The sequence below is a fragment of the Streptomyces sp. NPDC018045 genome (genome assembly GCF_044327445.1).
Classification (GTDB): domain Bacteria; phylum Actinomycetota; class Actinomycetes; order Streptomycetales; family Streptomycetaceae; genus Streptomyces.
This window is the reverse complement of sequence record NZ_JBIRFL010000008.1, coordinates 287,906-312,508: the sequence shown is the minus strand read 5'-3', so window position 1 is coordinate 312,508 and position 24,603 is coordinate 287,906. Positions and strand designations below refer to the sequence as shown.

Here is a 24,603-nt window from a genome sequence, read left to right as displayed (position 1 = left end):
CCCAGGGAGTAATTCTACTAATCAGGCGAAATGACACGATTCGGGCGAAGGGGGCGGGCGGTGTGCTCCGGCCCGGCGGCGCCGCACACCGCAGATGACGGCCACGGCGGCCAGCACCCCCAGCGCGGCGCCGCTCGCCGCCAGGCCCGGCAGCAGCCCGGGCGGGCGGTACGAGCAGTCCAGCCGCGAGGCGCCCGCGCCGAGCGGTACGGCGAGCAGACCGCCGAACGAGTGCGGGGCGCGGGCGGCGGCGCCGTCCACCCGGCAGCTCCAGCCGGTGACGGCCGGGACCGCGAGGACGGCCGTACCGGTGCTGTGGGCGGGCAGTTCGGCGGAGAGCCCGTGGCCGCTCGACGAGAGCCGTACCGGACCCTGTTTCCGCAGGCGGGCGACGGCGTCGGCGAGCTTCTCGCGGCTCAGGCAGCCGAGCGGGTGCTCGGGGACGCGCTGGGCCTTCGGATTGCTGAACGACACCGTCAGGCGGCCGTCGGCCGGGGCCGAGCCGAGGACCTTGACCGGGTTGGCGGTCGTCTCCCGGATGCCGAACCCCGGGGAGGTATGGCCGTGGAACCGCACGCTGCCGTGGTACCAGGGCGCGTGCCAGTAGACGGCGGAGCCCGGTGCGCACCGGGCCGTGAAGACGGCCGCGCCGCCCCGGCGGGTGGCCGGCAGCCGCCACTCGCCGTCGGCCAGGCGCGGTACCGGACGCACGGCCCCGGCGGACGGGCCGGGAACCGCGGTGCCGGGAAAGGCGGGGCCGGGAAAGGCGGTGCCGGGTGTGGCGGGCCACATCCTGGAACGCCCGGCCACCGAATGGCTGCCCGTTGACGGCCCGCCCCCGCCCGCCGGACGCAGCGACGGCACCTCGTACACCCGCGCGCCCAGCAGCCGCTCCTGGCGGGCGAAGACCGGGCCGCCGCCGACCCGCGGATCGCGGCGCACGTCGATGCCCCGCGCGGCGGCCCCGCGCCGCCGCTGGTCGAGCGCGTCCGCGAGCAGGCCGGGCCGTACGGTCACCAGAGGCGCCGCGGCGGCCCGCCCCACGTCCACCGGTCCGGCCTGCGGCCCGGTCCGGAAGGTGCTCACGCCCATGATCGCGCGGCTGACCGGGTCCTCGACGCTGCGGGTGTGCCGGCCGTGGATGTACCAGCCGGCGCCCATCTCGCGCAGCGTGCGCGCGGTCCGTTCCGGCACGTAGCTGCTGTAGTACGAGCCTCCCTCGCCGCCCAGGAGCAGGGGGTCGTTGTTGGCGAACTCGTGCGGGCCGGGGTCGGTGCGGGAGCGCGGCCAGTCGTCGTGCGCCGAGATCTCCCGGTGGGCCGCGCGTGTCCGGCCGTCGAACGTGGTCTTCGGTTCCCACCAGGCGAGCTGGTCCCGGACGGCCGTCACGGCGAACGCCGCGTAGGCCGAGCCGAGGAAGACCGCGCAGGTCAGCACGGTGGCGACGGCGATACGTACGGTGTGGTGCGCCCGGTTGCGGGCCTGCGCGACCAGCGCCGCGAGCACCACCGGACCGCAGCCCAGCACCAGGATCCAGGTGGCCGGGCCGACCACGCTGCGGCCGTGGCACACCGCGGCGAGCACGGCGACCAGCACGGCGCCGGCCGCCAGCTCGCGCGGGCGCGGCCGGTGGGCCAGCGCCAGCCACGCGATGATCACCAGCAGCGCGCTGAGCACGAACGAGGCGCGGAACGGGCTGCCGTTGGGGACCGCCAGACCGTGCCAGACCAGCAGCGTCGGCCGCCACACGAAGGAGACCGCGACGCAGGCGGCCAGCCCGTACCAGGCGACGCGCGTACGGACCGGAACGGCGCGGACGAACGGGAAGGCCGCCACCAGCAGCAGGCCCAGCATCCCGATGAACAGGTGCGGCGCGGGCACCGCGCCGCGCCCGCCGGGCAGCAGCTCCGCGACGAGGTCCAGGGTCGGCGGCCGGCCCCGGTAGACGGCCTCCGGAGCGGGCCGGGACGCCCTGCTGGCCTTGAGGGTGACAGTGATCGCGGGGGCCGCCAGCAGGATGCCGACCGGTGCCATGGCGGCGGCGCGGGCCACCGCGCGCAGCCGGTGCCGTACGGAGAGGCCGGTGGCGAGCAGCAGACGCACGGCGAACACCAGGGCCATGGCGAGGGTGGCCATCGCCGCCGTGTAGAAGTTCCCCGCCCACGACACACCGACGAGCAGGGTGCCGGCCACCCAGCGGCACCGGTGCAGGCACCAGTCGGCGGCGATGCCGGTCAGCGGCAGCGAGACCAGGCCCCACATCCACATGGGGTCGGCGGTGCCGTCGCTCACGACCCAGGCGCAGGTGCCGTAGCCCACCGCGAGCAGCGCGCGCGGCCAGGGCGAGCCGGGGTGCACCCGTCCGAGGAAGACGGTCATCAGCGCGGTGCCCAGGCCGATGCAGCCGAGCGTGACGAGGAACACCGGCAGGTCGACCAGGTCGCGGGGGAAGAGGCCGACAAGCCAGGAGAACGGATTCATCAGATAGGTGAGGAAGTCGGCGAGAAAGGGCGTGCCGTAGCCGCTGTTCCAGTTGAAGGCCAGGTCGCCGGTGGTGGTGCCGTGCAGCAGGTCCCACAGATGGGCGTGGAACGGTACGAACTGATTTCCGAGGTCGTTGACGGCGCGTGAGCGGGTACCGAACGGATAGCTGCCGAGCATCGTCATACCGAGGCAATAGGCACCCATGGCCAGCAATGCTGCGAAAGACGGCGCGAACCGTGGTGTCGCCAGGCGTTTCGCCGGCGCGGTCAGCATTTTGATCGTCACATTCACGGGGCGCCGCGCTTCCCTGATCACCTGCGTCTTGAGCGAGTAGATGCCGCTTTTGGGTGATGCGCTTTTCATGTACGGCATGTCGGGACCCGGATCTCGATGCGGGTGATCGTCCCCGGGTCGAGAGTCCTACGGTAAGCCAAATGTCCGCAATAATGCGGTTTGACAAGAGCAAGGTGCGGCGGCGAACGTGCGCTCGTACGCCGGTCGACGGCGTGCCGGGCCGGTCGCGGGCCAAGGTAGCTTTGGGGTCCCGCAGCGCTATGAAAAGAGGATTGGGGTGCCCGTGCCTGACGTCTCCGTAGTCGTGATCGTCTATAACGACGCCGACCGGCTACCGACGGCCGTCCGGTCCGTACTGGACCAGACGCTCCACGGAGTCGAAGTTCTGATCGTCGACGATTGCAGCACGGACAGATCCTTCGACGTGGCCCAGCAGCTCGCCGCCGCCCACCCGGACCGGGTGCGGGCGCTGCGGCTGCCGGAGAACAGCGGCGGCTGCGGAGCGCCCCGCAACCACGGTGTCCAGCACGCCACCGGCTCGTACGTGATGTTCCTGGACAGTGACGACGTCCTGGAGCCCAACGCCTGCCGCAACATGCTGGAGGCGGCCGAGCGCACCGGCGCCGATCTGGTCTCCGGCATGTGTGTTCGGGTCGACGTCGATTCCCGGAACAAGAAGCAGACCGAGTGGTATCCGTGGCTGTACTCCCGGACCCGCACCATCGAGTCCGTTTCCGAATTGCCCGACCTCCTGGTCTTTGACACGCTGTCGACCAACAAGTGCTATCGGCGCGATTTCCTCCTGACGGCCGGGCTCGTCTTCCCCGTCGGCATCCACTACGAAGACCTGCTTTTCTCCGCACAGGCGTACGTGGCGGCCCAGCGGATCACGCTGATCCCCAACCACGTCTACTTCTGGAACGTCTTCGAGAAGGCCGCCACGAAGTCGATCAGCAACCGGCGCCACGAGATCGCCAACTTCGCGCACCGCATGGAGATCCACCGCCGGGTGGACGAGCTGTTGGAGCGCGAGGGCCTGGACGACCTCAAATTCCACAAGGACGTCAAGTTCCTCAAGCACGACCTCGTGCTGCATCTGCGTGATCTTCCGCTGCTGGACGAGGACTACCGCCGCGAGTTCGCCCGGATGGCCAACGGCTATCTCGCCGGTATCGCCCCCGAGGCGTACGAACGGGTCCAGCGCATTCAGGCGATCTGCGCCTACCTCCTGGCCAAGGAGGACTGGGAGAATTTGATGCCCGCGGTGGACACCCTCATCAACCGCGACAAACTCTCCTCACCGCTCGCCGAGCGCGACGGCCGCATCTACTGGTGCGCCGAACACCTCGACGACCCCGAGGGCCGCCGCGTCCTGGACGTCACCGACGCCGGCTACCACACCCGCTCGGTCGGCCGGCTGTTCCTGCGCAACCAGCTCACCGCCTACGAGGACGACGGGCGCGGCGCGGTCCGGCTGGCCGGCACGGTCGTCAACCCGCTCGGCAAGGTCGCCCCCGGCACCCCGCTGCGCGGCCGGCTCGAACTGAAGGCCCGCCGCAAGAGCCTCCAGACGTTCTCCTTCCCGCTGACCTCGCTGCGCGTCGCCGGGGACGGCCTGCACTGGGACGCCGAACTGGACCTCGCCCGCCGGCTGCGCCCGCTCGGCGTCATCGACGCCGTCTGGGACGTCCGGCTGATCCTGGACGCGGACGGCGTCACCACCCGCACCCGCCTGACCGTCGGCGGCGTCGACCTGGACAGCGCCCACGCGCTGCGGGTCCGCCCCCGGCTCACCCGGCTGGTCTGCGACCGCGTCGAGCCCGCCACCTCCAAGCGCGGCCACCTCACCTTCGTCCTGGATGCCCAGGGCAAGGCGGCCCGGCGCACCAACGAGGTGCTGCGGCAGGCGCTGCGCAGCCCCGCCGCCGACCTCGCCAAGAGCGGCGTGCGCAAGGCCCGCAAGGCCCAGCGCGACCTGAACTCCGGCGAGACCAAGCTGCGCGTCTACCACGAGGTGTTCAGCAAGCTGCCCGTCCGCAAGGGCCTGGTCGTCTTCGAGAGCCACCTCGGCAAGCAGTACAGCGACAGCCCCCGCGCCATCTACGAGGAGATGCGCCGCCAGGGCGTCGACTTCGAGGCCGTATGGGCCTACGACGGCAAGAAGCCGGAGGGCTTCCCCCAGGACGCCACCCTCGTCAAGCGCTGGAGCTGGCAGTACCTGCGCGCCCTCGCCCAGGCCGAGTTCTGGATCGACAACCAGGGCTTCCCGCTGCGGCTGGTCAAGCGCCCGGAGACCACCTACATCCAGACCTGGCACGGCTCCGCCCTCAAGCGCATGGGCTTCGACGAGCCGCGCATGAAGCTCAAGACGCGGGCCGCCAAGGAGGACTTCCAGAAGGTCCTCGACCGCTTCGACCACTTCCTGGTCCGCTCCGAGCACGACGTACGGACCCTGGCCAACGCCTTCCGGCTGCGCGACGAGGTGCTGCTGCGCAGCGGTTACCCGCGCAACGACGCGCTGGTCGCCACCCGCCGCGCCGAGGAGACGAGCGGCGTGCGCGAGCGCGGCCCGCTCGCCGAGGAGCTGGGCATCCCCGCCGACAAGACGGTGCTGCTGTACGCGCCGACCTTCCGCGCGAACCCCAACGGATCGGTCCGCGGCTTTGAACTCCCCTTCGACGTGGACGAGTTCGCCGCGCGCTTCGGTGACCGCTTCGTGCTGCTGATGCGCTCGCACTACCTGAACAACGTGGTGCTGCCGCCGTCCGTACGCGGCAAGGTCATCGACGTCACCGGGCACCACGACATCACCCCACTGCTCCAGCTCGCCGACGGCATGATCACGGACTACTCCTCCGTGATGTTCGACTACGCCCTGCTCGACCGGCCGATGCTGTTCTTCGCGTACGACTACGAGGAGTACGCCAACGAGGCACGCGGCACCTACTTCGACCTCAAGGAGAAGGCACCGGGACCGGTCCTGGGCACCGCCGGGGAACTCTTCGACGCCATCGAGGGCCTCAAGGCGGCGGACGACGTGCACCGCGAGGCACGGCGCCGCTTCACCGCCGAGTTCGGCGAGTACGACCGGGGCGACGCGGCCCGCCGGATCGTCGACCGGTTCTTCGGCGGCGGCGGTACCGGCCGCGCCGCGGACCGCGGCCCGGCGGCCGGCGGCACGCTGCCCGGCCCCACCGTCATCAGCGGCTCCGCGCACAGCGGTTCTTCCGTGAAGGGGGAAGCCCATGACCGGGCGTGACATCTTCCTCGTCTCCAACAACGTCGACGAGATGGGCGGCGTGACCACCTGGTCCCACCAGATGGCCCGGCTCTTCACCGAACAGGGCCACCGGGTGCACGTCATCGGCGTGGTGCCGGCCCCCGAGGAGCAGCGCGCCGACCTCGGCGCCGACCTGCCGTACCGGACCACGACCCTGTACGACGCGCACCCGCCCCAGGCCGTACCGGCCGCCCGCGGCATCAAGGGACGCCTGAACATCGCCGAGCAGCGGCGGCGCGCCGCCCGACAGGCCGGCATGCAGGAGCAGGCGGACAAGCTCAGCGCGCTGTTCCGCGGCGCCCGGCCGGGCGGCGTGGTCATCGTCACGCAGGTGTGGGCCATGGAGTGGGTGAACCTCGCCGACACCGCGGGGCTGCCGGTCGTCGGCATGACCCACGAGTCCTTCGACGCCTGCCGCAAGTCCTCGCGCTTCGCACGGGTCAAGAAGCACTACAAGGGCGTGGACCGGCTGCTCGCCCTCACCCGCGAGGACGCCGACCTGTGGATCCGCCAGGGCATGGACAACGCGGACTTCATGCCCAACCCGCTGCCGGCGCTGCCCGAGGTGCCCTCCGACCGCACCGCCAAGGTCGTCGTCAGCATCGGCCGGCTCTCCGACGAGAAGGGCGTCGACCTGCTCCTCGACACCTGGGCCATGGTCGCGCCGGACCACCCGGACTGGACCCTGCGCATCTACGGCTCCGGTGACGACGAGGACCTCCTCAAGAAGCAGGCCGAGGCGCTGGGGCTGACGGACTCCGTCGCGTTCATGGGCCGTACCGACGACGTGGCCGGCGCGCTGCGCGGCGCGTCCGTCTTCGCCCAGTCCTCCCGGGCCGAGGGCTTCCCGCTCTCCCTCATGGAGGCGATGGCCTGCGGCGTGCCGTGCGCGGCCTTCGACTCCGCGCCCGGCGTCCACGAGATCGTGCGGGACGGCGAGGACGGGCTGCTGGCCGTGGTCGGCAACACCACCGAACTGGCCCGCCACATCGACGCGCTGATCTGCGACAAGGAACTGCGCGACCGGCTCGGCACGGCGGCGCGGGAGAACGTGCGGCGCTACTCCACCGACCGTATCGTCAAGCGCTGGGAGGAGCTCTTCGCCCTGCTGGAGCGCTGAGTTCCGCCGGGCCGGCCCCGTGCGCCGCGGGGCCGGCCCGTACCGGACGACGGAAGAGGGACACCGTGGCAGCAGAGCATCCGTCCGCCCCCGACGGCCGGGGCCCCCGTGACCCGGCCGTCTCGGTCGTCGTGCCGGTGCACAACACCCGGCGCTATCTCGAACGGTGTCTGGGCTCCGTCTTCGCCCAGAGCCTCGGGCCGGACGCCGTCGAGGTGATCGCCGTGGACGACGGGTCCGACGACGGCAGCGGCGCCTGGCTGGACGAACAGGCCCGTACGCACCCCGGCCTGACGGTGCTGCACCAGCCGCCGTCGGGCGGCCCGGGGCGGCCGCGCAACGTCGGCATGGACCACGCCCGCGGCCGGTACCTCTTCTTCCTCGACTCCGACGACCACCTCGGCACCGAGGCACTGGAACGGCTCACCGCGCTGGCCGACACCCACGGCTCCGACATCGTCTACGGGCGAATAGTCGGCGCCGGTGGGCGCCCCGCCCCCGTCGACCTGCGCACCACCAGCCCCCGCGTCACGCCCTGGGACTCGCCCGTCTACTGGACGCTGGCCGCCTACAAACTCTTCCGCCGCCGCTACGTCCAGGAGCGCGGACTGCGCTTCGTCGAGGGCCGCTTGCTCGCCGAGGACCTGCCCTTCGGCATCCACGCCCTGCTCCGCGCGGACACCGTCTCCGTCCTGGGCGACTACGACTGCTACTACCTTCAGGGCCGCGACGACGACAGCAACGCCAGCCGCCAGGACCGTGACTGGCCCGAGCACCTGGGCTACATCGCCACCGTGCTCGCCGAGGTCGCCGGCCTGGTGCCGCCGGGACCCGAGCGGGACACGCTGATGGTCCGCCACTTCCACGGCGAGATCCTGGCCCAGTTCGCCGCGCCGTACCTCGCCCGCGACGCCGCGGGCCGCCGCGCCATGGCGAAGGCCGCCCGTCCGCTGGTCGAGGCGTACCTCACCGACCGGGTGCTGGCCGCCCTCCCGCCCCGGCTGCGACTGCGCGCGCACTGTCTGCGCGAAGGGCTGGTGGACGAGCTGAGCGAGATCGTCCACGCGGACACCGAGCGGGAGTTGGGGCCGCCGGTGGCCGGTGCGGACGGCCGGGAGTACGCCGCGTACCCGTATTTCCGCGACCCGGAGCGCGGCATCCCGGACGCCTGCTACGAGCTGCCGCCCGCCCGGCCCGCGGAGGACGGGGAGCCGGGGCCGGGCGACGAGCCGGGGCCGGACGGTGAACCGGCGGACGGCGGCGGGCCCGCGGCGGCCGGCCCGGCCTGAAAAGCCGTCCGCCCCCGGCACGGCCGGGGGCGGACGGAACGGCCTCGGATCAGGCGCCGGCGCGGTGGTGCTGCCAGCCCTCCCAGGCGGAGGTGATCATGTCGCGCACGTCGTGGCGGGCCTTCCAGCCCAGCTCACCGGCGATGCGGTCGGCGGCGGCGACCACCCGGGCCGGGTCGCCGGGGCGGCGCGGGGTGACCTCGGCGACGGCGTCGGTGTGGCCGGTGATCTCGGTGATCAGGTCGACCATCTCCTTGACGGATACGCCCTCGCCGCGGCCGATGTTCAGGGTCAGGTCGCGCACCGGGCCCGGCTCGGCCAGCTTGCGCGCGGCGGCCAGGTGGGCGTCCGCGAGGTCCGCGACGTGGATGTAGTCGCGGATGCAGGTGCCGTCCGGGGTCGGGTAGTCGTCGCCGAAGATCCGCGGGGACGCGCCGTCGGTGAGCTTCTCGAAGACCATCGGGACGATGTTGAAGACGCCCATGTCGGCCAGCTCGGGGGTGGCGGTGCCGGCCACGTTGAAGTAGCGCAGGCACGCGGTGTTGATGCCGTGCGCCTTGCCCGCCGCGCGCGCCATCCACTCGCCGACGAGCTTGGTCTCGCCGTACGGGTTGATCGGCGCGCAGGGGGTGTCCTCGGTGACCAGGTCCACGTCCGGCATGCCGTAGACGGCCGCGGAGGACGAGAAGACGAACTGGCCGACGCCGCCCGCCGCCATGGCCTCCAGCAGTGTCTGCAGGCCGTACACGTTCTCGCGGTAGTAGTGCAGCGGCAGCTCGACGGACTCGCCGACCTGCTTCTTCGCGGCGAGGTGCACGACACCGGTGACGCCGTGCTCGGCGATGGTCCGGTCCAGCAGCTCGCGGTCCAGGGTGGAGCCCACCACCATCGGGACGCCCTCGGGAACCCGGGCGGCCACGCCCGTGGAGAGGTCGTCGAGCACCACGACCCGCTCGCCCGCCTGTGTCATGGCTCGTACGACGTGGGCGCCGATGTAGCCGGCGCCGCCCGTGATCAGGTAAGACATCTCGCCATCCTAAGGTGGTCGTTGCTCGTCGGGTGGTGCAGGTCCGGACGCCGGTGGACGGCGCCCCGGGGGCCGTACGGCGGGCTCCGGCGCGCTGACCGGGGTCGTCGCGCGGCCTCCGTCGCGCCCGGCCCGGCCGCGGCCGGCCGGGCCGCTGTGACATGACTAACGAGTGCGCCCGCCGCCACGGCGCAGTTTGCGGGCCGCGATCTGCCACGCGGTACGCATACCGGACGCCATGCGCAGCGCCAGCGCGCCGCCGGTGGTCGCGTATGGCTGCGCCAGCAGCAGGCCGTGCCGGGCGCTGGGCAGCGCGTGCCGCCGCAGCCCGGGGCCGGTGGCCCGCAGCGCGGCGTGCAGGACGGAGCCGTCCGCGCAGCGCACCCGGGCGGTCAGGTCCCACGGGACGGGGGCGCCGGAGCCGTGATCGCCGCGGGTGATCAGGGCGTTGAGGTCGAGCGCCGTCTCGGCCGTCCAGCCGTCCCCCGACGGGTCCGGGGTGAGCGTGGCGGTGTGCACGGGCCCGGGGCGGCCGTCCGCCCGGCGGCGCAGCTCCACGTCGATGCCGGCCGGCCCGGCGGCGGCCACCCGCCCGTACAGCTCGTGCAGGCGCAGCCGCAGCAGGGAGCGGGTGCCGAGGACCGGCTCGGCGTCGACGGTGACGGGCAGGTCGCCCGCGGGCAGCGCGTCCAGGCCGTCGAGTTCGGCCTCGGGCAGCTCGCGCGACCACACGGGCCGCTCGCCGTCGCGCGCGTACGGCGGAAGCAGCCGGCCGGGGCGGGCGGCGAGCTGGGTGAGCCGGCCGGAGTCCACCGGCGCCTCGGAGGCGAGCAGCACCCGGGTGAGCCAGCGGGCCGGGGCGGTGGCGGCGAGCAGCTCGCTCTCCTCGAACCCGGCCAGGTACGCGCGGGTCAGCCGCCACCACTCCTGCCGGTAGTCGGCGCCCCGGGTGTGCAGCTCGCGGACGTACATCCGCAGGTCGTGGTCGAGGAACTTGGTGCGTGCCGCGTGCGCGAGGCCCTTGTGCCCGGCGTCGGCCAGGATCCGCACGCTGGTGCGGTGCGCCTCGATGCGGGACTCCCAGTTGGCGACGTCCTTGCGGTCCAGCGAGATCGACTGCTTGGCGGCGCCGCGCCGTACGTGCCAGACGTAGACCTCGTCGGGGACGACCGCCAGGCGCGGGGCGGCGGCCAGCACCCGGGAGGTGAAGACGAAGTCCTCGTAGGTGAAGCGGCCGTCGGGGAAGAGGATGCCGTGGTCGAGCAGGAAGGCCCGGTCGTAGAGCTTGTTGACGCACAGGGTGTCGCCGACCAGTTCGGGGTGGTCGGTGACGGGCGCGTGCAGGGCGGCTTCGCGGTAGAGGCCGGGCTGCCAGGGCACCTCGCGCGGTCCCGGCAGCTCGCGGCGTACGCACAGGCCGGCCGTCACCGGGGTGTCGTGGCGCAGCGCGGCCGCCAGGAGGGCGTCGACGGCGCCGTCGGGCAGGACGTCATCGCTGTCCAGGAACATCACGAAGCGGCCGGTGGCGGCCCGCAGCCCGTCGTTGCGGGGGGTGCCGCAGCCGCCGCTGTTGTCCTCGCGGTGGATCACCCGCAGCCGCCCGTGCTCGCGCGCGAGGGCGTCCAGCACCTGGGCCGTGCGGTCGGTGGAGGCGTCGTCGACCGCGATCACCTCGGCGATCGCGTCCCCCTGCGCCAGCGCGGAGCGCACCGCCTCGCCGACCAGCGTGGCGTCGTTGTAGGCGATGACGACGATGCTGACCTGCGCGGACGGTGTGACGGCAGGCCCCGGCCGCGGCTCGGGGGCTTCATTCACAGTCACTGCATCTACATTTCGTGTCGGTGTGGTCGGCGCCGGAGGGCCCGGGCTTCCCGCTCTCCGCACGGAGGCCGGAAGCCGGTGCCCGGTTGCGTGCGCGCCCCTGCTCCGGGCCATCTTGCCGTCTCGCGCCCCGCGGCCGGGCGCGGGCCCCCGCCCCCGGCCTCCGTGGTGTGCGGCACAACTCGCCCCGCGACCGCGGGTCACCGGCCGTGGGCCGAACGGGTGACAGGCGCGATCGACAGTACGTAGCGGACTGATTACGCTCTGCGTCCGTTCCCCTCGTGTGATCGGTCCGCGAGCCCCGACCTTGGGATGGCCATGCCCCGGTTCAGCGTCATCGTTCCCGCCCGCGGCGTCCAGGGCTTCCTGCGCGCCTGCCTGGACTCCGTACTGGAGCAGCCCTTCCGGGACGTGGAGCTGATCGCCGTCGACGACTGCTCGGCGGACGCCACCGGCGCGATCATCGACGAGTACGCGCGGCGCGACCCGCGCCTCGTCGCCCTGCACCTGCGCCGCCCGAGCGGCGCGGGCCCGTCCCGCAACGCCGGTGCCGCGCTCGCCGGGGGCGACCACCTGCTCTTCCTCGACGGCGACGACACCCTGGCCCCCGGCGCGCTGGCCGCCGTCGACGCACGACTGCGGGCCTGCGGCGAGCCCGACGTCCTGCTGTGGGACCACGAACGGATGGACGTCTGGGAGCGGCGGCGGCCCAGCGGCGACGGTGCCTTCCTGGAGGCGGCGGGCGACGCGGTCTTCGACGCCGCGCGGCGCCCCGCCGTACTCGGCGTCGAGCCCGCCGCGTGGAACCGTGCGGTGCGGCGCGAGCACTGGACCGGCCGGGGGCTCGCCTTCGCCGACGGCCCGTACGAGGACGTCCCGTACGCGTACGGGAGCCTGCTGACCGCCGGGCGCATCGCGGCGCTGGACCGGGTCTGCGTCACCTGGCGCGAGCGGCGGCGGGGCAGCGCCACCACCACTCCGGGGCGTCACCACTTCGTCGCCGTCGAGCGCTACGAGGAGCTGTTCGCCCGGCTCGACGGCCTGCTGCCGGGCGAGCGGGACGCAGGCGCGGAGCGGGGCGGCCCGGAAGACGACCGGCTGCCGCTGCTGACCGTCCTGCACGCCCGGATGACCGACCGGCTGCTGGCGATCCTCGACGACCCCGACCGCATCGTGCCCGAGGACCGCGCCGCCTTCTTCCGCGCCGCGAGCCGCTGCATCCGCCGGCACCGCCCGGAGGGCGCGCCGCAGCCGGCCGCCCTGCGCTCGTACCGCGCCTACCGGTCGCTGCACGGCGCCCAGGACCTGCGGCGCGAGCTGGCCAGGGAGCTGCGGGACCGCGGCGAGGCCGCCGCCCGCACGGCCTTCCGGCGCTACTACGGCCTGCGGCTGCACGCCCCGCTCGACGCCGACCTGGTGCTCTACGGCGCCCGCGGCAACCGCGCGGTGACCGGCAACCCGTACGCCGTCGACCGCAAGGCCCGCGAGATCGCGCCCCAGCTCCACGGCGTGTGGGCGGTCCACGAGGACGCGGTGGACGCCGTCCCGGCGGGTGCGGACCACGTCACCGTCGGCTCACGCCGCTACTGGGACGTGCTGGCCCGCGCCACCTACCTGATCACCGACGGCGACTTCCCGGGCGCGGCCGGGCGGCCGGGACAGGTCTGCCTCCAGACCCACCAGGGCACCCCGCTGAAGGCCACGGGCCTGGACACGCACCGCTACCCGGGCACCCCGGCCGGGCCGGGCCCCGGCCGGGTCCTGGAACACGCCGACCAGTGGGACTACTGCCTCTCCGCCAACCAGCACTCCAGCGAGATCTGGGAGCGCGCCTACCCCAGCTCGTACCAGACGCTCGCCACCGGCTTCCCCCGCAACGACCGGTACGCCACCGCCACCGCGGCCGATGTGCGCGCGCTGCGGGCCGCGCTCGGCGTCCGGCCCGGCGCGACCGCCGTCCTGTACGCGCCCACCCACCGCGGCCCGGCGGACGCCGCCCCGCCGCTGGACGTGGCCCGCCTCGCCGGGGCGCTCGGCCCTCGCTTCCAGCTCCTGGTGCGCGCCCACCCGTACAGCGGCCCGCACCGGGGCGCACCGGACCCGCGGACGGCCGCCCTCCAGGAGGAGGGCACGGTCCTGGACGTCTCCGGGCACCCGCACATCGAGGACCTGTGCCTGGCCGCCGACGCGCTGCTGTGCGACTTCTCCTCGGTGCTGTTCGACTACGCCGTCCTGGACCGGCCGATCGTCGTGCACACCGCGGACTGGGACGCCTTCCGGCTCACCCGCGGCGTCTACGTCGACCTGCTGTCCGGGCGGCCCGGCGACACCCCGGGCGTCCTCGCGCCGGACGAGGCGGCCGTCGCCGGGGCCTTCCACTCCGGGCGCTGGGACGGCCCGGCGGCGGCGTCGCTGCGGGCCGCGTTCCGGGAGCGCTTCTGCCAGTACGACGACGGGCTGGCCGCGGAGCGGGTGGTGCGCCGGGTCCTCCTCGGCGAGGACGACCTGCTGCCCCTGCTCCCGTCCGGCGAACGCCGGACCGCCCCGTCGCCCCGCGCCGCCGAACGGGCCCTGGAGCGGCAGGCCGGTGGCGCGCGGACCCTCACGGGCCCCGGCGCGGTCGCCGGGTGACGGCGGGCCGACCGGACCGCAATGGGCCGGACGGGCCTCAGCGGGCCGCCGAGCGGCGGCGGGCGGCGACGACGGCCTTGGTGATGAACGGCGGCAGGACGTTCACCGCGAGGCGACGGGCCGGGCCGCGGCGCGGTCGGGCGGCCGGGCGGGGCGCGGCGGTGCGGGCGGCCGCCTGCGGGCCGGAGGCCGCGGCGGAGGGCCGGGCGGTCGCCGGGGCGTCGCTTTGCGCGGTCTCCGTACGGTGGCGGGAGACGGGGTGCGCGGGCTCCTTGGCGTTCTTGGCGCTCAGCCGTATCAGCGGCGCCCCGTTCACCTCCTGCACCTCGTGCCACATCCCCTCGCGGCCGGTCAGCCACGCCAGCAGCGCGGCCTGTACGGGCGCGGGGTCGCCCCACGTGCCGTAGAACTTGGTCGGGGTGATGCAGACCGGGCGCAGCGCCAGGCCGGTGACCGCCTGCCAGGTGGCGGCGGCCACCCCGGGGCAGTGCTCGGCGCGGAAGTCGTCGAGGACGACGATGCCCCGCGGCGTGAGCAGGTCGCGCACCGTGACGATGTCGCCGTGCACGTGCTCGTACAGGTGCGAGGCGTCGATGTGTGCGAAGCGGCAGCTCCCCGGCGCGACGTGGTCCGCCACGCGCGCACTGGGCCCCTGCACGATCTCCGGCAGCTCGTCGTGGAAGGACAGGTAGTTCGCCTCGAAGGCGCGGCGCGTCAGCGTGGCGTAGGACTTCGCCATCTCCTTGGAGTTGGACGCGTCCCCGGCGGGGGAGTCGAACAGGTCGCAGACCGTGAAGCGGTCCCCCGGGCGCAGCCGGGCGCCCAGGAAGATGGCGCTCTTGCCCAGGTAGGCGCCGAGTTCGAGCAGGTCGCCCGGCTCGGCCCGCTCCTGCTGGCGGGCCAGGAACCAGTCGAAGAGGAGCTGGTCGGCGGTGAAGAACCAGCCTTTGACGTCGGACAGTTGCCCGGGGCGCGGGAGGTGTCCGTCACGGAGGTCTGCGGTGCGGGCAGTCATGTGCGGTCCGTCTCCAGACGGTCGAGGGGATCGGGGCCCGGCCGCGGGCAGGGCGGGGCCCGTGCGGCGCGCGCGGCGGCTTGCGCGGTGGCGGCCGTACCGCCGTCGGCGTGCCCGACATCGTGGGGGAGCAACGTGAACGGCAGATGGCGTACGGCACCGCGTTCCCTTACGCCGTCGCGCCCGTTCCCGTACCTCCGGGCGGACGCTCCCGGCGCCCGCCCGGACGCTCCCGGTGCCCGCCCGGGCCCCGTCTCCCCGTGGGCCCGGCGGCGCTCACTTCACCGCGCCCGCCATCACCCCGGAGACGAACTGCCGCTGGAAGGCGAAGAAGACGACCAGCGGGACCACCATCGACAGGAACGCGCCGGGCGCCAGCACGTCGATGTTGTTGCCGAACTGCCGTACCTCCTGCTGGAGCGCGACCGTGATCGGCGGGTTGCCGCTGTCCGCGAAGATCAGCGCCACCAGCAGGTCGTTCCACACCCACAGGAACTGGAAGATGCCCAGCGAGGCGATGGCGGGCCCGCCCAGCGGCAGCACCACCCGGGTGAACAGCCGCAGTTCGTTCGCGCCGTCCAGCCGGGCCGCCTCCAGCAGCTCGCGCGGGATCTCGGCGAAGAAGTTGCGCAGCAGGAACACCGCGAAGGGCAGCCCGAAGGCGGTGTGGAAGAGGATCACACCGGGTGTCGTCTCGAACAGCCCGACCGCGCCGAACAGCTTGGCGACGGGGATGAGCGCGACCTGCACCGGGACCACCAGCAGCCCGACGACGACCATGAACCACCCGTCCCGGCCGGGGAAGTCCATCCAGGCGAACGCGTACCCGGCCAGCGCTCCGATGACGACCACCAGCACCGTCGCCGGCACCGTGATCAGCGCGGTGGTCAGCAGCGAGTCCATCACCTTGTCGTTCTCCAGCAGATGGCCGTAGCTGGACCAGGTGAGTTCGGCGGGCTTGGCGAAGACCTGCCACCAGCCGGACTCCCCGATGTCCTGCGGTGAGCGCAGCGAGGACACCAGCAGGCCGACCGTCGGCATCAGCCAGAACAGCCCGATCAGGATCAGCCCGGCCCGCAGGGCGCCGCCGCCCGTGCGGGCCGCGATCCGGGCGGGCAGCGACTGCTTGGCCCGTACGACACCGTCGGCGGTCGTCATCGCCCGCGCTCCTTCCGTAGGCGCCGGAGATTGACGTACATCACCGGCAGTACGAGCAGCAGCAGGAACACCGCGATGGCGCTGCCGATGCCCTGGTCCACATCCGTGCCGAAGGACGACTGGAAGAGCTGGAGCGCGAGCACGTTGGCGTCCTTGAGGCTGGATCCCGGCGCGATGATGTAGACCAGGTCGAAGATCTTCAGCACGTTGATCATGAGGGTGACCAGCACGACGATCAGAACGGGCGCCAGCAGCGGCACCGTCACCCGGCGGAAGACCTGCCACTCGTTGGCGCCGTCCACCCGCGCCGCCTCCAGCAGCTCCCGCGGCATCCCGGCCAGGCCCGCCGCGATCAGCACCATCGCGAACCCGGCCCACATCCACACGTACGCGCCGATGATGGCCGGGGTCACCAGGGCCGGGCCGAGCCAGTTCGCGCCGTTGTACGCGGCGGCGAAGTTCGCGGCCGGCAGCCGCAGCAGGGCGCCGTCCGCCGCGGCGGGCAGCGAGAACCGCCCGTCCGGGCCCGTGGTCGCGCTCGCCACGGTCCTGCCGTCCTTGACCGCCTCGACCGTCAGACCGGGCAGCCCCCTCTCGGAGCGGTCGATGATGCCCGGGGTGCCGCCGCCCCCGCGGGTGAAGTCCAGCCAGACGGTGCCGGTGACCCGGCCGGGCTCCGGGCGCGCGGCGGTCGCCGGGCGCGCGCCCTTCAGGTCACCGGGCTGCACGGCGACCAGCGGCAGATGCGCCGGATCGCCCGCGCGCACCGGCTTGCCGGTGGTGTACGAGCCGCCGGACGCCGTCAGTCCGGCGCTGGGCCGCGGCTTGGCGCCCGGGTACGGCGCGGGCTCAGCGAAGGTGTCGTGGACGCCGACCCACACGGCGTTGGCGACGCCGCGCTCCGGGTCCTGGTCGTAGACCAGCCGGAAGATGATGCCCGCGGCCAGCATCGAGATCGCCATCGGCATGAAGACGACCAGCTTGAAGGCGGTGCCCCAGCGGACCCGCTCGGTGAGCACCGCGAAGATCAGTCCGAGCGCGGTGGCGACGGTGGGGGCCACCACGACCCAGATGACGTTGTTCTTCAGGGCGATGCGGATCCGCTCGTCCGAGAACAGCTCGCCGTAGTTGCCCAGGCCCACGAAGCCGTCGCCGGACGCGTCGAACAGGCTCCGGTAGACGGAGAAGCCGATGGGATAGACGACCAGCGCCCCGAGCAGGACGAAGGCGGGCAGCAGGAAGACGGCGGCGACCCAGGGGCGGGTGCCCGCCACACTCTTGACCCGGCGCAGCGTGCCGGTGCGCGGACGGACCGGGCCGGCCGGCCCGCCCGCGGTCGCAGCGTTCATGGTGGTGTCCCCCGGTCGATGCGGTCAGCGGCGGTGCGCACCGTGGTGCGCTGCGCGGCGGCGGACCGGCGTGGCCCGCCGCCGTACGGACGCTCCGGGTCAGTTCCCGAACGCCTTGGCGGCGTCCTGCTCCAGTTTCTGCTGAACGCCCGCCACGTTCTTCGGGTTCTTCAGGAAGTCCTGGAGGTCCTTCCACTCGCCCTGGCCGGGCTTGCCGCCGAAGCTCGCGGGGGCCTGGTCCGACATGTCGAAGCGGAAGTCGTCGCCCGCCTTGATCAGGGCATCGGCGATCTCGCGCATCGTGTCGTTGACGTACGCGGCCCGGTCCAGCTCCTTGTTGGGGGAGATGAACCCGCCGGCCTGCGCCCAGATCTTCGCGGCGTCCGTGGAGGCGAGGAAGGTGAGCAGGGCCTGTGCGCCCTTGGTGTCCTTCAGGGCCACCGCCGCGTCGCCGCCGGTCACCACGGGCGACTTGGCGCCCACCGCGGGGAACGGGAAGACCTTGGCGTCCTTGCCGACCTCGGACTTGGTCTGCGCGATGTTGGTGGCGGCGTAGTCGGCGGAGGAGACCATGGCGGCCTTCGGCTGGTCGCCGCTGAAGGTCTGGGTGACCGAGGTGGGGAACTGGGTCTGCAGCGCGCCGCTGTTGCCGCCCGACAGCAGGCCCGGCTTGCCGAAGAGCTGGCCGAGCGCGGTCAGCGCGTCCTTGACGGACGGGTCGGTCCACTTGATCTTGTGCTGGGCCAGTTGGTCGTACTTCTGCGGACCGGCCTGGGAGAGGTAGACGTTCTCGAACCAGTCGGTCAGTGTCCAGCCGTCCGCACCGCCCACCGACACCGGCTCCACCCCGGAGTCGGAGACCGTCTGCGCGGTCTTGAGGAAGTCCGCCCAGGTCTTCGGCTCGCCCACCCCGGCGTTCTCGAACGCCTTGGTGTTGTACCAGATCAGCGACTTGTTGCTGGCCTTGTAGTACACGCCGTACTCGGTGCCCCGGTAGGCCCCCAGCTCCCGCCAGCCCGCGGAGAAGTTCTTGGCGAGCTGCTCCTTGGCGGCGGCCCCCAGCGGTTTGAGCCAGCCCTTGCGCGCGAACTCCCGCAACACGCCCACCTGCGGCGGGAACGCCACGTCCGGCTGCCCGCCGCCGGCCACCTTCGAGCCGATGAACCCGGCCATGTCGTCGCCGCTGGGGATGTAGTCGACCGTCGCGCCGGTGCGCTTCTCGAACTCCTCCAGCACCTTCAGGAAGCTGGCCCGCTCCGGGCCGGTCCACACCGCCGCCACCTGGAGCTTGTGGCCGCTCAGCTTGGGGAGCTGGACGGTGACACCGCCACTGCCCTTGCCGCCGCCCTCGCTCTTGTCGCCGTCGTCGTCGTTGCCGCCGCAGGCGCTGAGCGTCAGGGCGCCCACGGCGGCAAGGGCCAGCGCGGCGCGGGTGGTTGCGGCGCGGGGGCGGGCGGCCGCCGTGCCACCCGCCGTGCCACCCGCCGTACGGCCGGTCGTCGCGGTGCGCGCGGCGGCGCGCCGTGTGCGTGAAGTGCCCATCCCCGTAAGCCCCTCCCGTGCGGTGCACTGAGCGCCGTGTGGCGGTCCGCGCCGTGCGACGGTCCGCCGCGCACAGTCCTACGCCCGGATCACCGGCCCCGCAATACCGCCTCCCGCCTCAACTGGCCTTTCGTGACCGGCCCGTTACCCCTCGCGTACACCTCGCGGCCGCGTCGCGTACGGCGCGCCGCAGCCGCCCGTACGGCGGCCGGGTACCGGAGCCGGGTGCCGGGACCGGCCGTCGGCGCCGGGTCAGGGTGGGGCCGGGCGCCGGGCGCCGGGCGCCGGTTGCCGCGGGCCGGACGCCGATGCGTCCGGGCCGGAGCGGCGGCGGGCCGTCGGATGCCGGATCAGAGCAGCGGCGGGGCGACGGGCGCGCCGCAGGACTGGGCGGCCCGCTGCAAGGCGCTCGCCAGCAGGGCCAGGTCGGTCGGTCCGTTGCCCAGCTCGCGCAGCGGACGGCGGGCCGGCGGGTCGCCCATCCGCTCCCACTCCAGTGGTACGACGGTGGGGCGGAGCGTGGACGTACGGGGTATCCGCCCGGTCACCCGGCCGGCCTGGAACGGGGTGACGCAGGCGTCCGCCGCGCGGTGCAGCCGCCCGCGTCCCGGCGGCACCGGCTCGGCCGCGTCCGCCGCCGGGCCCAGCTCCACGCGCAGTCCGGCCGCGCGGTCCGTGGCCGTGTCGGCCGTACGGTCCGGGTGGCCGGTGGCCGCTATCAGATGCACGCCGAGCGCCGCACCGTCCCGCGCCACCGCCTCCAGCGCGCGCACCACCGAACCGGCCGCGGGACGGCCCGTACTGCCGAGGGCCGGGGCGACCAGCGCGTCGAAGTCGTCGACCAGCACGAACAGCCGGGGCATCGGCGCCCGCCCTTCGGGGCGGGCATCGGGAGCGCTGCGCGCCCGCAGCCGCAGGGTCCCCGTCGAGGTGGAGTCCTGCCCGGCGGCCGACGAGCCGGCCGGGCCCTCGGCCGGGCGCCGGGGCGCCGGGGTGCGCGGCGCCGGGAGGTGCCCGGCCCGCCACTCGGCGAAGTCCGTGCCGGCCAGGGTCTCGGCACGCCGCTTCAGCTCGGAGCTGAGCGCCTGCGCGAACTGCCGCATCCGCACCGGGTCGGAGGCCGACAGGTGGGTGGTGACGTGCGGCAGGTCCGTGCACAGCCGCAGGCCCTCGCCGCGCTCCGGGCCCGCGCCGTCCACCAGGACGAGGGAGAGCAGGTCCGGGCGGTCGGCGGCGGCGAGCGAGGCGGCCAGCGAGCGCAGCAGCTCCGTCTTGCCGCTGCCCGGCCCGCCGGTCACCAGCAGATGGCAGGCGTCGGCGGCCAGGTCGGCGCAGAGCGGCCCGTGCGGGCCCGCGCCCAGCACGGCGGCCGCGCCCGCCCGGCCGGGGTCCGAGGCGGCGGCCCAGCGGGCCATCAGCGAGGCCGGGGTGGCCCGCGCCAGGCCCAGTTCGTCCAGCAGACGGGAGGTGTCCGGCAGCGGGACGGCCGCGCTGCGCGCCGGGCGCCCGCCGAGGCCGCCGCCCGTCTCGGATTCGCGCAGCGGCGCGAGGGCGCGCGCGAACCGCTCGGCCCAGGCGCCGGAGACCGCGTCGACGGCGGCGACCGTGCCGTTCGGGTCCGTACCGGGCTGGACGACGCGCAGGGCCGTGGCGACGTCACCGCTCAGCACGGCGACCGCGCCGCACTCGCCGAACGCGGGCGACGCCGCACGGGCGGCCTCGTACGTCGCGGCGAGCGGGAAGGCCGGCGTGGCGGCGGGCGTCTCGGCCAGACAGAGCACATGGATGCCGGCCGCCGGGCCGTTCGCCGCGAGCCGGGCCGTCGTCTCGCGCAGCGCCGGGGAACCGGGGTCACCGTCCACGATCAGGAGGGTGTACGGGCCGTTGTGGCGCGCGGCGGCGGAGGCGACGGCGGAGCGCTCGGCACCGGCCCAGTGGGGGCCCAGCGGGCCGTCGTCGAGGCGGCGCGCCAGCTCGGCCGTACGGGCCGTCGCCTGCTCCCTGTCGTACGCGAGCAGCAGGCGGCAGTCCTGGGCGTGGGCCGGGCGCACCTGGGGAAGCCAGCCGAGCCAGGACCAGTCGGCCAGCCGCTCCTCCGGGGAGCGCGCGCGGTCCGTGCTGATCAGCACGATTTCGAGGGTGGCGGGGGAGTGCAGGGCGGCGAGCTGCGCGACGGTGGCGCGGGCGAGGCCGCCGAGCCGGGCGCGCGGCCCGGCGAGGCCCAGGGCGCCCGCCTTGCGCAGCTCCACGGTCACCGGCGCGGCGGTCCGGCCGCCGTCCTGCGCGACCGTGCCGAGCCGGACGGTGAGCGCGTCCGGGTGGTCGGGGCCGCGCTCCCAGAGCCGGGGGCCGGGGCCGAGCGCGGTCAGCAGCACCGTCGCCGGGTCGGGCCACCGCTCGTCCGCGGCCTCGGGGCTCAGCCGTCGGCCGGCCGGACCGTACGTCCGGTCCGCCGCTCCGGACACCGCCGCCTGCGACTGCCGCTGCTGCTCCTCCCAGACGGTCGGCGCGGGGGCGGGGCCGGAACCGGGGCGCTCGGCGGCGGGCCGGGCGCCGGTCAGCCGACGGGCCCAGGCCCCGATGCCGCCCCGGCGCGCGGCCCTGGGGGCCGCCCCGGAGTCCGCGCGCGAGCCGTCGTGCGAGCCGTCCTGCGGGTCTTCGGCCGGGGCCGGGCCCTGTCCGCCGCCATGGGTCCGCTCCGGCCCGGTGGCATCCGGGCCGTACGGGTCGTAGTGCTCCTGGGGGCTGCCCGGATACGGGGTGCCGCGCAACGGGGTGCCGCGGCGCGCCGGGCTGTCGTACGCGGCGGGCAGCTCCTCGCGCGGCCGCGGGTCGCCGTACGGGGACGGGGTGTACGGACCGGCGACGGGAGCCGTGCCGCCCTGGGCGGCGGGGAAGGGGGCCGGGGACGCGGCGGGGGAGGGCTGGTGCGGCACCTCGGGCCGCCGGGCGTCCTGGTCGTGCGCGGCGGAGCGCGCGCCGGGGACGGTGCCGATGCCGGGGACGGCACCGGCGCCGGTGACGGTGGGAGCGCCGGGACGCGCGGTGCCCTCGGTTCCCGGGGCGGCGTCCTGCCGGGAGACCCGCAGCCGGCCCTCGCCGTCGGGAGCGCACACCAGGGCCGGGTCGGGCTCGGCGGGCGCGGCCTGGAGGCGCAGCGCGGACTCGCCGATGCGCAGCAGCGCGCCGGGCGGCAGCGGCACCGGGCGCTCACCGACCTCGGCGCCGCCGACGGCCGTCCCGTTGGTGGAGTGGAGGTCGGCGACGAGCACCGAGCCGTCCGGCTCGACCGTCACCGCGCAGTGCAGCCGGGAGACGTCCGGGTCGTCGAGGGGCACGTCCGCCTCCGCGGAGCGGCCGACGCGGATCGCGCCGCCCTGGCCGCCGTGCAGGAGGTGCACCCCGCCGGCGTCGGGCCCGGTGACGACCCGCAGCCGGGGCGTGCCGTGCGGCAGGCCGTGCGCCGGGGCGGGGCCCGGGACGCCGAGGGAGAGCACCGCGCCGTCGATCAGCGGGGGCTCGCCGACCGCCGCGCGCTGCGGGTCCAGCCGCTCGCCGCCCGCGTACAGCACGACGGGGCCGCCGGAGCCGTTCGGGGCGGCACCGCTCTTGCCGCTCTTGCCGCTGCTGCCGCTGCTGCCGCTGCCGCCGAGGTCCGCGCCGGACCCGGCCACGGCGGCCGCGAGGCCGCTCGCGACCGTGGCGAGCGCCGTCCCGGCGGGGGCCGTGACGAGGACGTCGCAGACCCGCGTGGGGTGGCCGCTGCGCGGCCCGAGGACGGTCAGCCGGATCTGCATCGCCGTCAACGGTCCCTTCCGCCCGGACCGTTCGACGGGGGCCCCGTGACCTCCCCCGCCGCGCCCGGGCACTCGGCACGTACAAGTCCCAAGGCGCGGGGCTCGTGCTCCCGCGCCGCACGCGCGCGACGGAGGCCCCGCACCCCCACCGCTTCCGTGCTGGGTGCATCCTCGCACCTGCCACTGACAACACGCCCGTCGACCATCACTCAGTGATCTTGATTGATCGTCCCCGGGCGGAAAAGCGTCTGATCGGGTGCGGCGAACGGCCGGTTTTCGATCATCGGCGGTCGCTGTTCGGCCCGACGTGGACACCGGGCACGGCCCGCCCGCAACCATCTGTCCCGAATGCGCGTCTTTCCCCCGAGCCCCTCCCGATCGTCCCGCCGTACGGCCCGTACGGCGGCACTACAGTGGGGCGACGGGCCGCAGCGACCCACCGGCCCGGCAAGGATCGATCACGACCAGGGAGCGCACGTGCGGCCGGTAGGCAGCAAGTACCTGCTTGAGGAGCCGCTGGGACGCGGCGCCACGGGCACCGTCTGGCGTGCCCGTCAGAGGGAGACGGCGGGAGCCGAGGCCGCCGTGGCCGGGGAGCCCGGCGAGACGGTCGCGATCAAGGTCCTCAAGGAGGAGCTGGCGCACGACCCGGACGTCGTCATGCGCTTCCTGCGGGAGCGCTCGGTCCTGCTGCGGCTCACCCACCCGAACATCGTGCGCACCCGCGACCTGGTCGTCGAGGGCGATCTGCTCGCCCTGGTCATGGACCTCGTCGACGGCCCCGACCTGCACCGCCACCTGCGCGACAACGGCCCCTTCAGCCCCGTCGCCGCGGCCCTGCTGACCGCCCAGATCGCCGACGCGCTGGCCGCCAGCCACGCCGACGGCGTCGTGCACCGCGACCTGAAGCCCGCCAACGTCCTGCTCGCCGGCTCCGGCGAGGGCGACACCGCCGAGCTGCACCCGATGCTCACCGACTTCGGCATCGCGCGCCTGGCGGACTCACCCGGCCTGACCCGCACCCATGAATTCGTCGGCACCCCCGCCTATGTGGCGCCGGAGTCCGCCGAGGGCCGCCCGCAGACCTCCGCCGTGGACGTCTACGGCGCCGGCATCCTGCTGTACGAGCTGGTCACCGGCCGTCCGCCGTTCGGCGGCGCCAGCGCCCTCGAAGTGCTGCACCGCCACCTCAGCGAGGAGCCGCGCCGCCCGTCCACCGTCCCCGAGCCGCTGTGGACGGTCATCGAGCGCTGCCTGCGCAAGGAGCCGGGCGAGCGGCCCGGCGCCGAGAACCTGGCCCGCGCGCTGCGCACGGTCGCCGCGGGCGTCGGCGTGCACGCGACCGCGGCGCAGGCCGAGGCCGCGCTCGGCGTCGCCGCGCTGCTCGCGCCGGACCCGTCCCCCGCCACGGTGCCCGGCACCGGTACCGGCGGTTCGGGCGACGCCGACCCCACCCAGGTGCTGCCGTCCACCGGTGGCGGGTACGACCCGGCGGCGGCGACCAGCGTGCTGCCGTCCACCAACGGCCAGGGCGGCCGGAGCGGGCCCGGCGGCCCGGACGCCGACCCCACCCAGGTGCTCTCCTCCGGCCCGGGCGGCCAGGACCCGGACGCCGGCCAGGGGTACGGCCCGGGCGCCCCCGACCCGACGCGCGCGATGCCTCCCGTACCGCCGGGCCCGCCCGGTGGCCGGCCGGACGAGCCGCATCCGTGGGAGTCCCAGATGCGGGCCGCCCGGGACCGCAACGAGCAGACGCAGTACCTGGACCCCGGCCAGGACCCGCTGCGCCGGCGGCC

General features: G+C 74.6%; 13 protein-coding genes. 5 read left to right on the top strand and 8 right to left on the bottom strand.

Going from position 1 to position 24,603, the window contains the following annotated elements:
• Positions 1 to 21 precede the first annotated feature (21 nt).
• Positions 22 to 2,847: a YfhO family protein gene (locus ACH4EB_RS21305; RefSeq protein ID WP_398349096.1), complete on the bottom strand. Its 2,826-nt coding sequence runs from the start codon at positions 2,845 to 2,847 to the stop codon at positions 22 to 24.
• Between the two features lie 208 nt (positions 2,848 to 3,055).
• Between ACH4EB_RS21305 and ACH4EB_RS21300 the strand changes: the two genes are divergently transcribed.
• From ACH4EB_RS21300 to ACH4EB_RS21290, 3 genes are all read left to right on the top strand, one after another.
• Positions 3,056 to 6,037, top strand: coding sequence for a CDP-glycerol glycerophosphotransferase family protein (locus ACH4EB_RS21300; protein ID WP_398349095.1), 2,982 nt, complete (start codon positions 3,056 to 3,058; stop codon positions 6,035 to 6,037).
• Positions 6,024 to 7,178, top strand: a complete 1,155-nt coding sequence (locus ACH4EB_RS21295) for a glycosyltransferase (RefSeq protein WP_398349093.1) — start codon at positions 6,024 to 6,026, stop codon at positions 7,176 to 7,178. The genes ACH4EB_RS21300 and ACH4EB_RS21295 overlap by 14 nt, the downstream gene beginning before the upstream one ends.
• A 65-nt stretch (positions 7,179 to 7,243) precedes the next feature.
• Positions 7,244 to 8,467, top strand: coding sequence for a glycosyltransferase family 2 protein (locus ACH4EB_RS21290; protein WP_398349092.1), 1,224 nt, complete (start codon positions 7,244 to 7,246; stop codon positions 8,465 to 8,467).
• A gap of 49 nt (positions 8,468 to 8,516) precedes the next feature.
• Here ACH4EB_RS21290 and galE read toward each other — a convergent pair whose 3' ends face one another.
• Complete coding sequence (gene galE / locus ACH4EB_RS21285) at positions 8,517 to 9,494, bottom strand: UDP-glucose 4-epimerase GalE (protein ID WP_398349091.1); 978 nt, start codon at positions 9,492 to 9,494, stop codon at positions 8,517 to 8,519.
• A 165-nt stretch (positions 9,495 to 9,659) separates the two neighbouring features.
• On the bottom strand, positions 9,660 to 11,309 hold the full coding sequence (locus ACH4EB_RS21280) for a glycosyltransferase family 2 protein (protein WP_398349139.1): 1,650 nt from the start codon (positions 11,307 to 11,309) through the stop codon (positions 9,660 to 9,662).
• 324 nt (positions 11,310 to 11,633) lie between these two features.
• On the opposite strand from ACH4EB_RS21280, the gene ACH4EB_RS21275 reads away from it, so the two are divergent.
• Positions 11,634 to 13,946 carry a CDP-glycerol glycerophosphotransferase family protein gene (locus ACH4EB_RS21275; protein ID WP_398349090.1) on the top strand — a complete coding sequence of 771 codons (2,313 nt, stop codon included), beginning with the start codon at positions 11,634 to 11,636 and terminating at the stop codon, positions 13,944 to 13,946.
• A 37-nt stretch (positions 13,947 to 13,983) separates the two neighbouring features.
• Here ACH4EB_RS21275 and ACH4EB_RS21270 read toward each other — a convergent pair whose 3' ends face one another.
• The 5 genes from ACH4EB_RS21270 to ACH4EB_RS21250 all read right to left on the bottom strand — a co-directional run bounded on the left by ACH4EB_RS21270 (position 13,984) and on the right by ACH4EB_RS21250 (position 22,807).
• Entirely contained in the window at positions 13,984 to 14,961 is a 978-nt protein-coding gene (locus tag ACH4EB_RS21270) for a class I SAM-dependent methyltransferase (RefSeq protein WP_398349089.1), read from the bottom strand.
• A gap of 276 nt (positions 14,962 to 15,237) precedes the next feature.
• Positions 15,238 to 16,119, bottom strand: a complete 882-nt coding sequence (locus ACH4EB_RS21265; protein WP_398349087.1) for a carbohydrate ABC transporter permease — start codon at positions 16,117 to 16,119, stop codon at positions 15,238 to 15,240.
• Positions 16,116 to 17,468: a carbohydrate ABC transporter permease gene (locus ACH4EB_RS21260; RefSeq protein WP_398349086.1), complete on the bottom strand. Its 1,353-nt coding sequence runs from the start codon at positions 17,466 to 17,468 to the stop codon at positions 16,116 to 16,118. The genes ACH4EB_RS21265 and ACH4EB_RS21260 overlap by 4 nt, the downstream gene beginning before the upstream one ends.
• A gap of 99 nt (positions 17,469 to 17,567) precedes the next feature.
• Complete coding sequence (locus ACH4EB_RS21255; RefSeq protein WP_398349085.1) at positions 17,568 to 19,010, bottom strand: ABC transporter substrate-binding protein; 1,443 nt, start codon at positions 19,008 to 19,010, stop codon at positions 17,568 to 17,570.
• A 350-nt stretch (positions 19,011 to 19,360) separates the two neighbouring features.
• The gene (locus ACH4EB_RS21250; RefSeq protein WP_398349084.1) at positions 19,361 to 22,807 is read right to left on the bottom strand and encodes an FtsK/SpoIIIE domain-containing protein; all 3,447 of its coding nucleotides are present in this window, start codon (positions 22,805 to 22,807) and stop codon (positions 19,361 to 19,363) included.
• A gap of 477 nt (positions 22,808 to 23,284) precedes the next feature.
• Between ACH4EB_RS21250 and ACH4EB_RS21245 the strand changes: the two genes are divergently transcribed.
• The coding region (locus ACH4EB_RS21245; protein WP_398349083.1) for a serine/threonine-protein kinase at positions 23,285 to 24,603 on the top strand (1,319 nt) is incomplete at its 3' end.

Coding starts and splice junctions, on each gene's coding strand:
- galE (WP_398349091.1), bottom strand. CDS start 9,494: ATGTCTTACCTGATCACGGGCGGCGCCGGCTACATCGGCGCCCACGTC.
- ACH4EB_RS21305 (WP_398349096.1), bottom strand. CDS start 2,847: ATGAAAAGCGCATCACCCAAAAGCGGCATCTACTCGCTCAAGACGCAG.
- ACH4EB_RS21275 (WP_398349090.1), top strand. CDS start 11,634: ATGCCCCGGTTCAGCGTCATCGTTCCCGCCCGCGGCGTCCAGGGCTTC.
- ACH4EB_RS21250 (WP_398349084.1), bottom strand. CDS start 22,807: ATGCAGATCCGGCTGACCGTCCTCGGGCCGCGCAGCGGCCACCCCACG.
- ACH4EB_RS21265 (WP_398349087.1), bottom strand. CDS start 16,119: ATGACGACCGCCGACGGTGTCGTACGGGCCAAGCAGTCGCTGCCCGCC.
- ACH4EB_RS21255 (WP_398349085.1), bottom strand. CDS start 19,010: ATGGGCACTTCACGCACACGGCGCGCCGCCGCGCGCACCGCGACGACC.
- ACH4EB_RS21295 (WP_398349093.1), top strand. CDS start 6,024: ATGACCGGGCGTGACATCTTCCTCGTCTCCAACAACGTCGACGAGATG.
- ACH4EB_RS21260 (WP_398349086.1), bottom strand. CDS start 17,468: ATGAACGCTGCGACCGCGGGCGGGCCGGCCGGCCCGGTCCGTCCGCGC.
- ACH4EB_RS21270 (WP_398349089.1), bottom strand. CDS start 14,961: ATGACTGCCCGCACCGCAGACCTCCGTGACGGACACCTCCCGCGCCCC.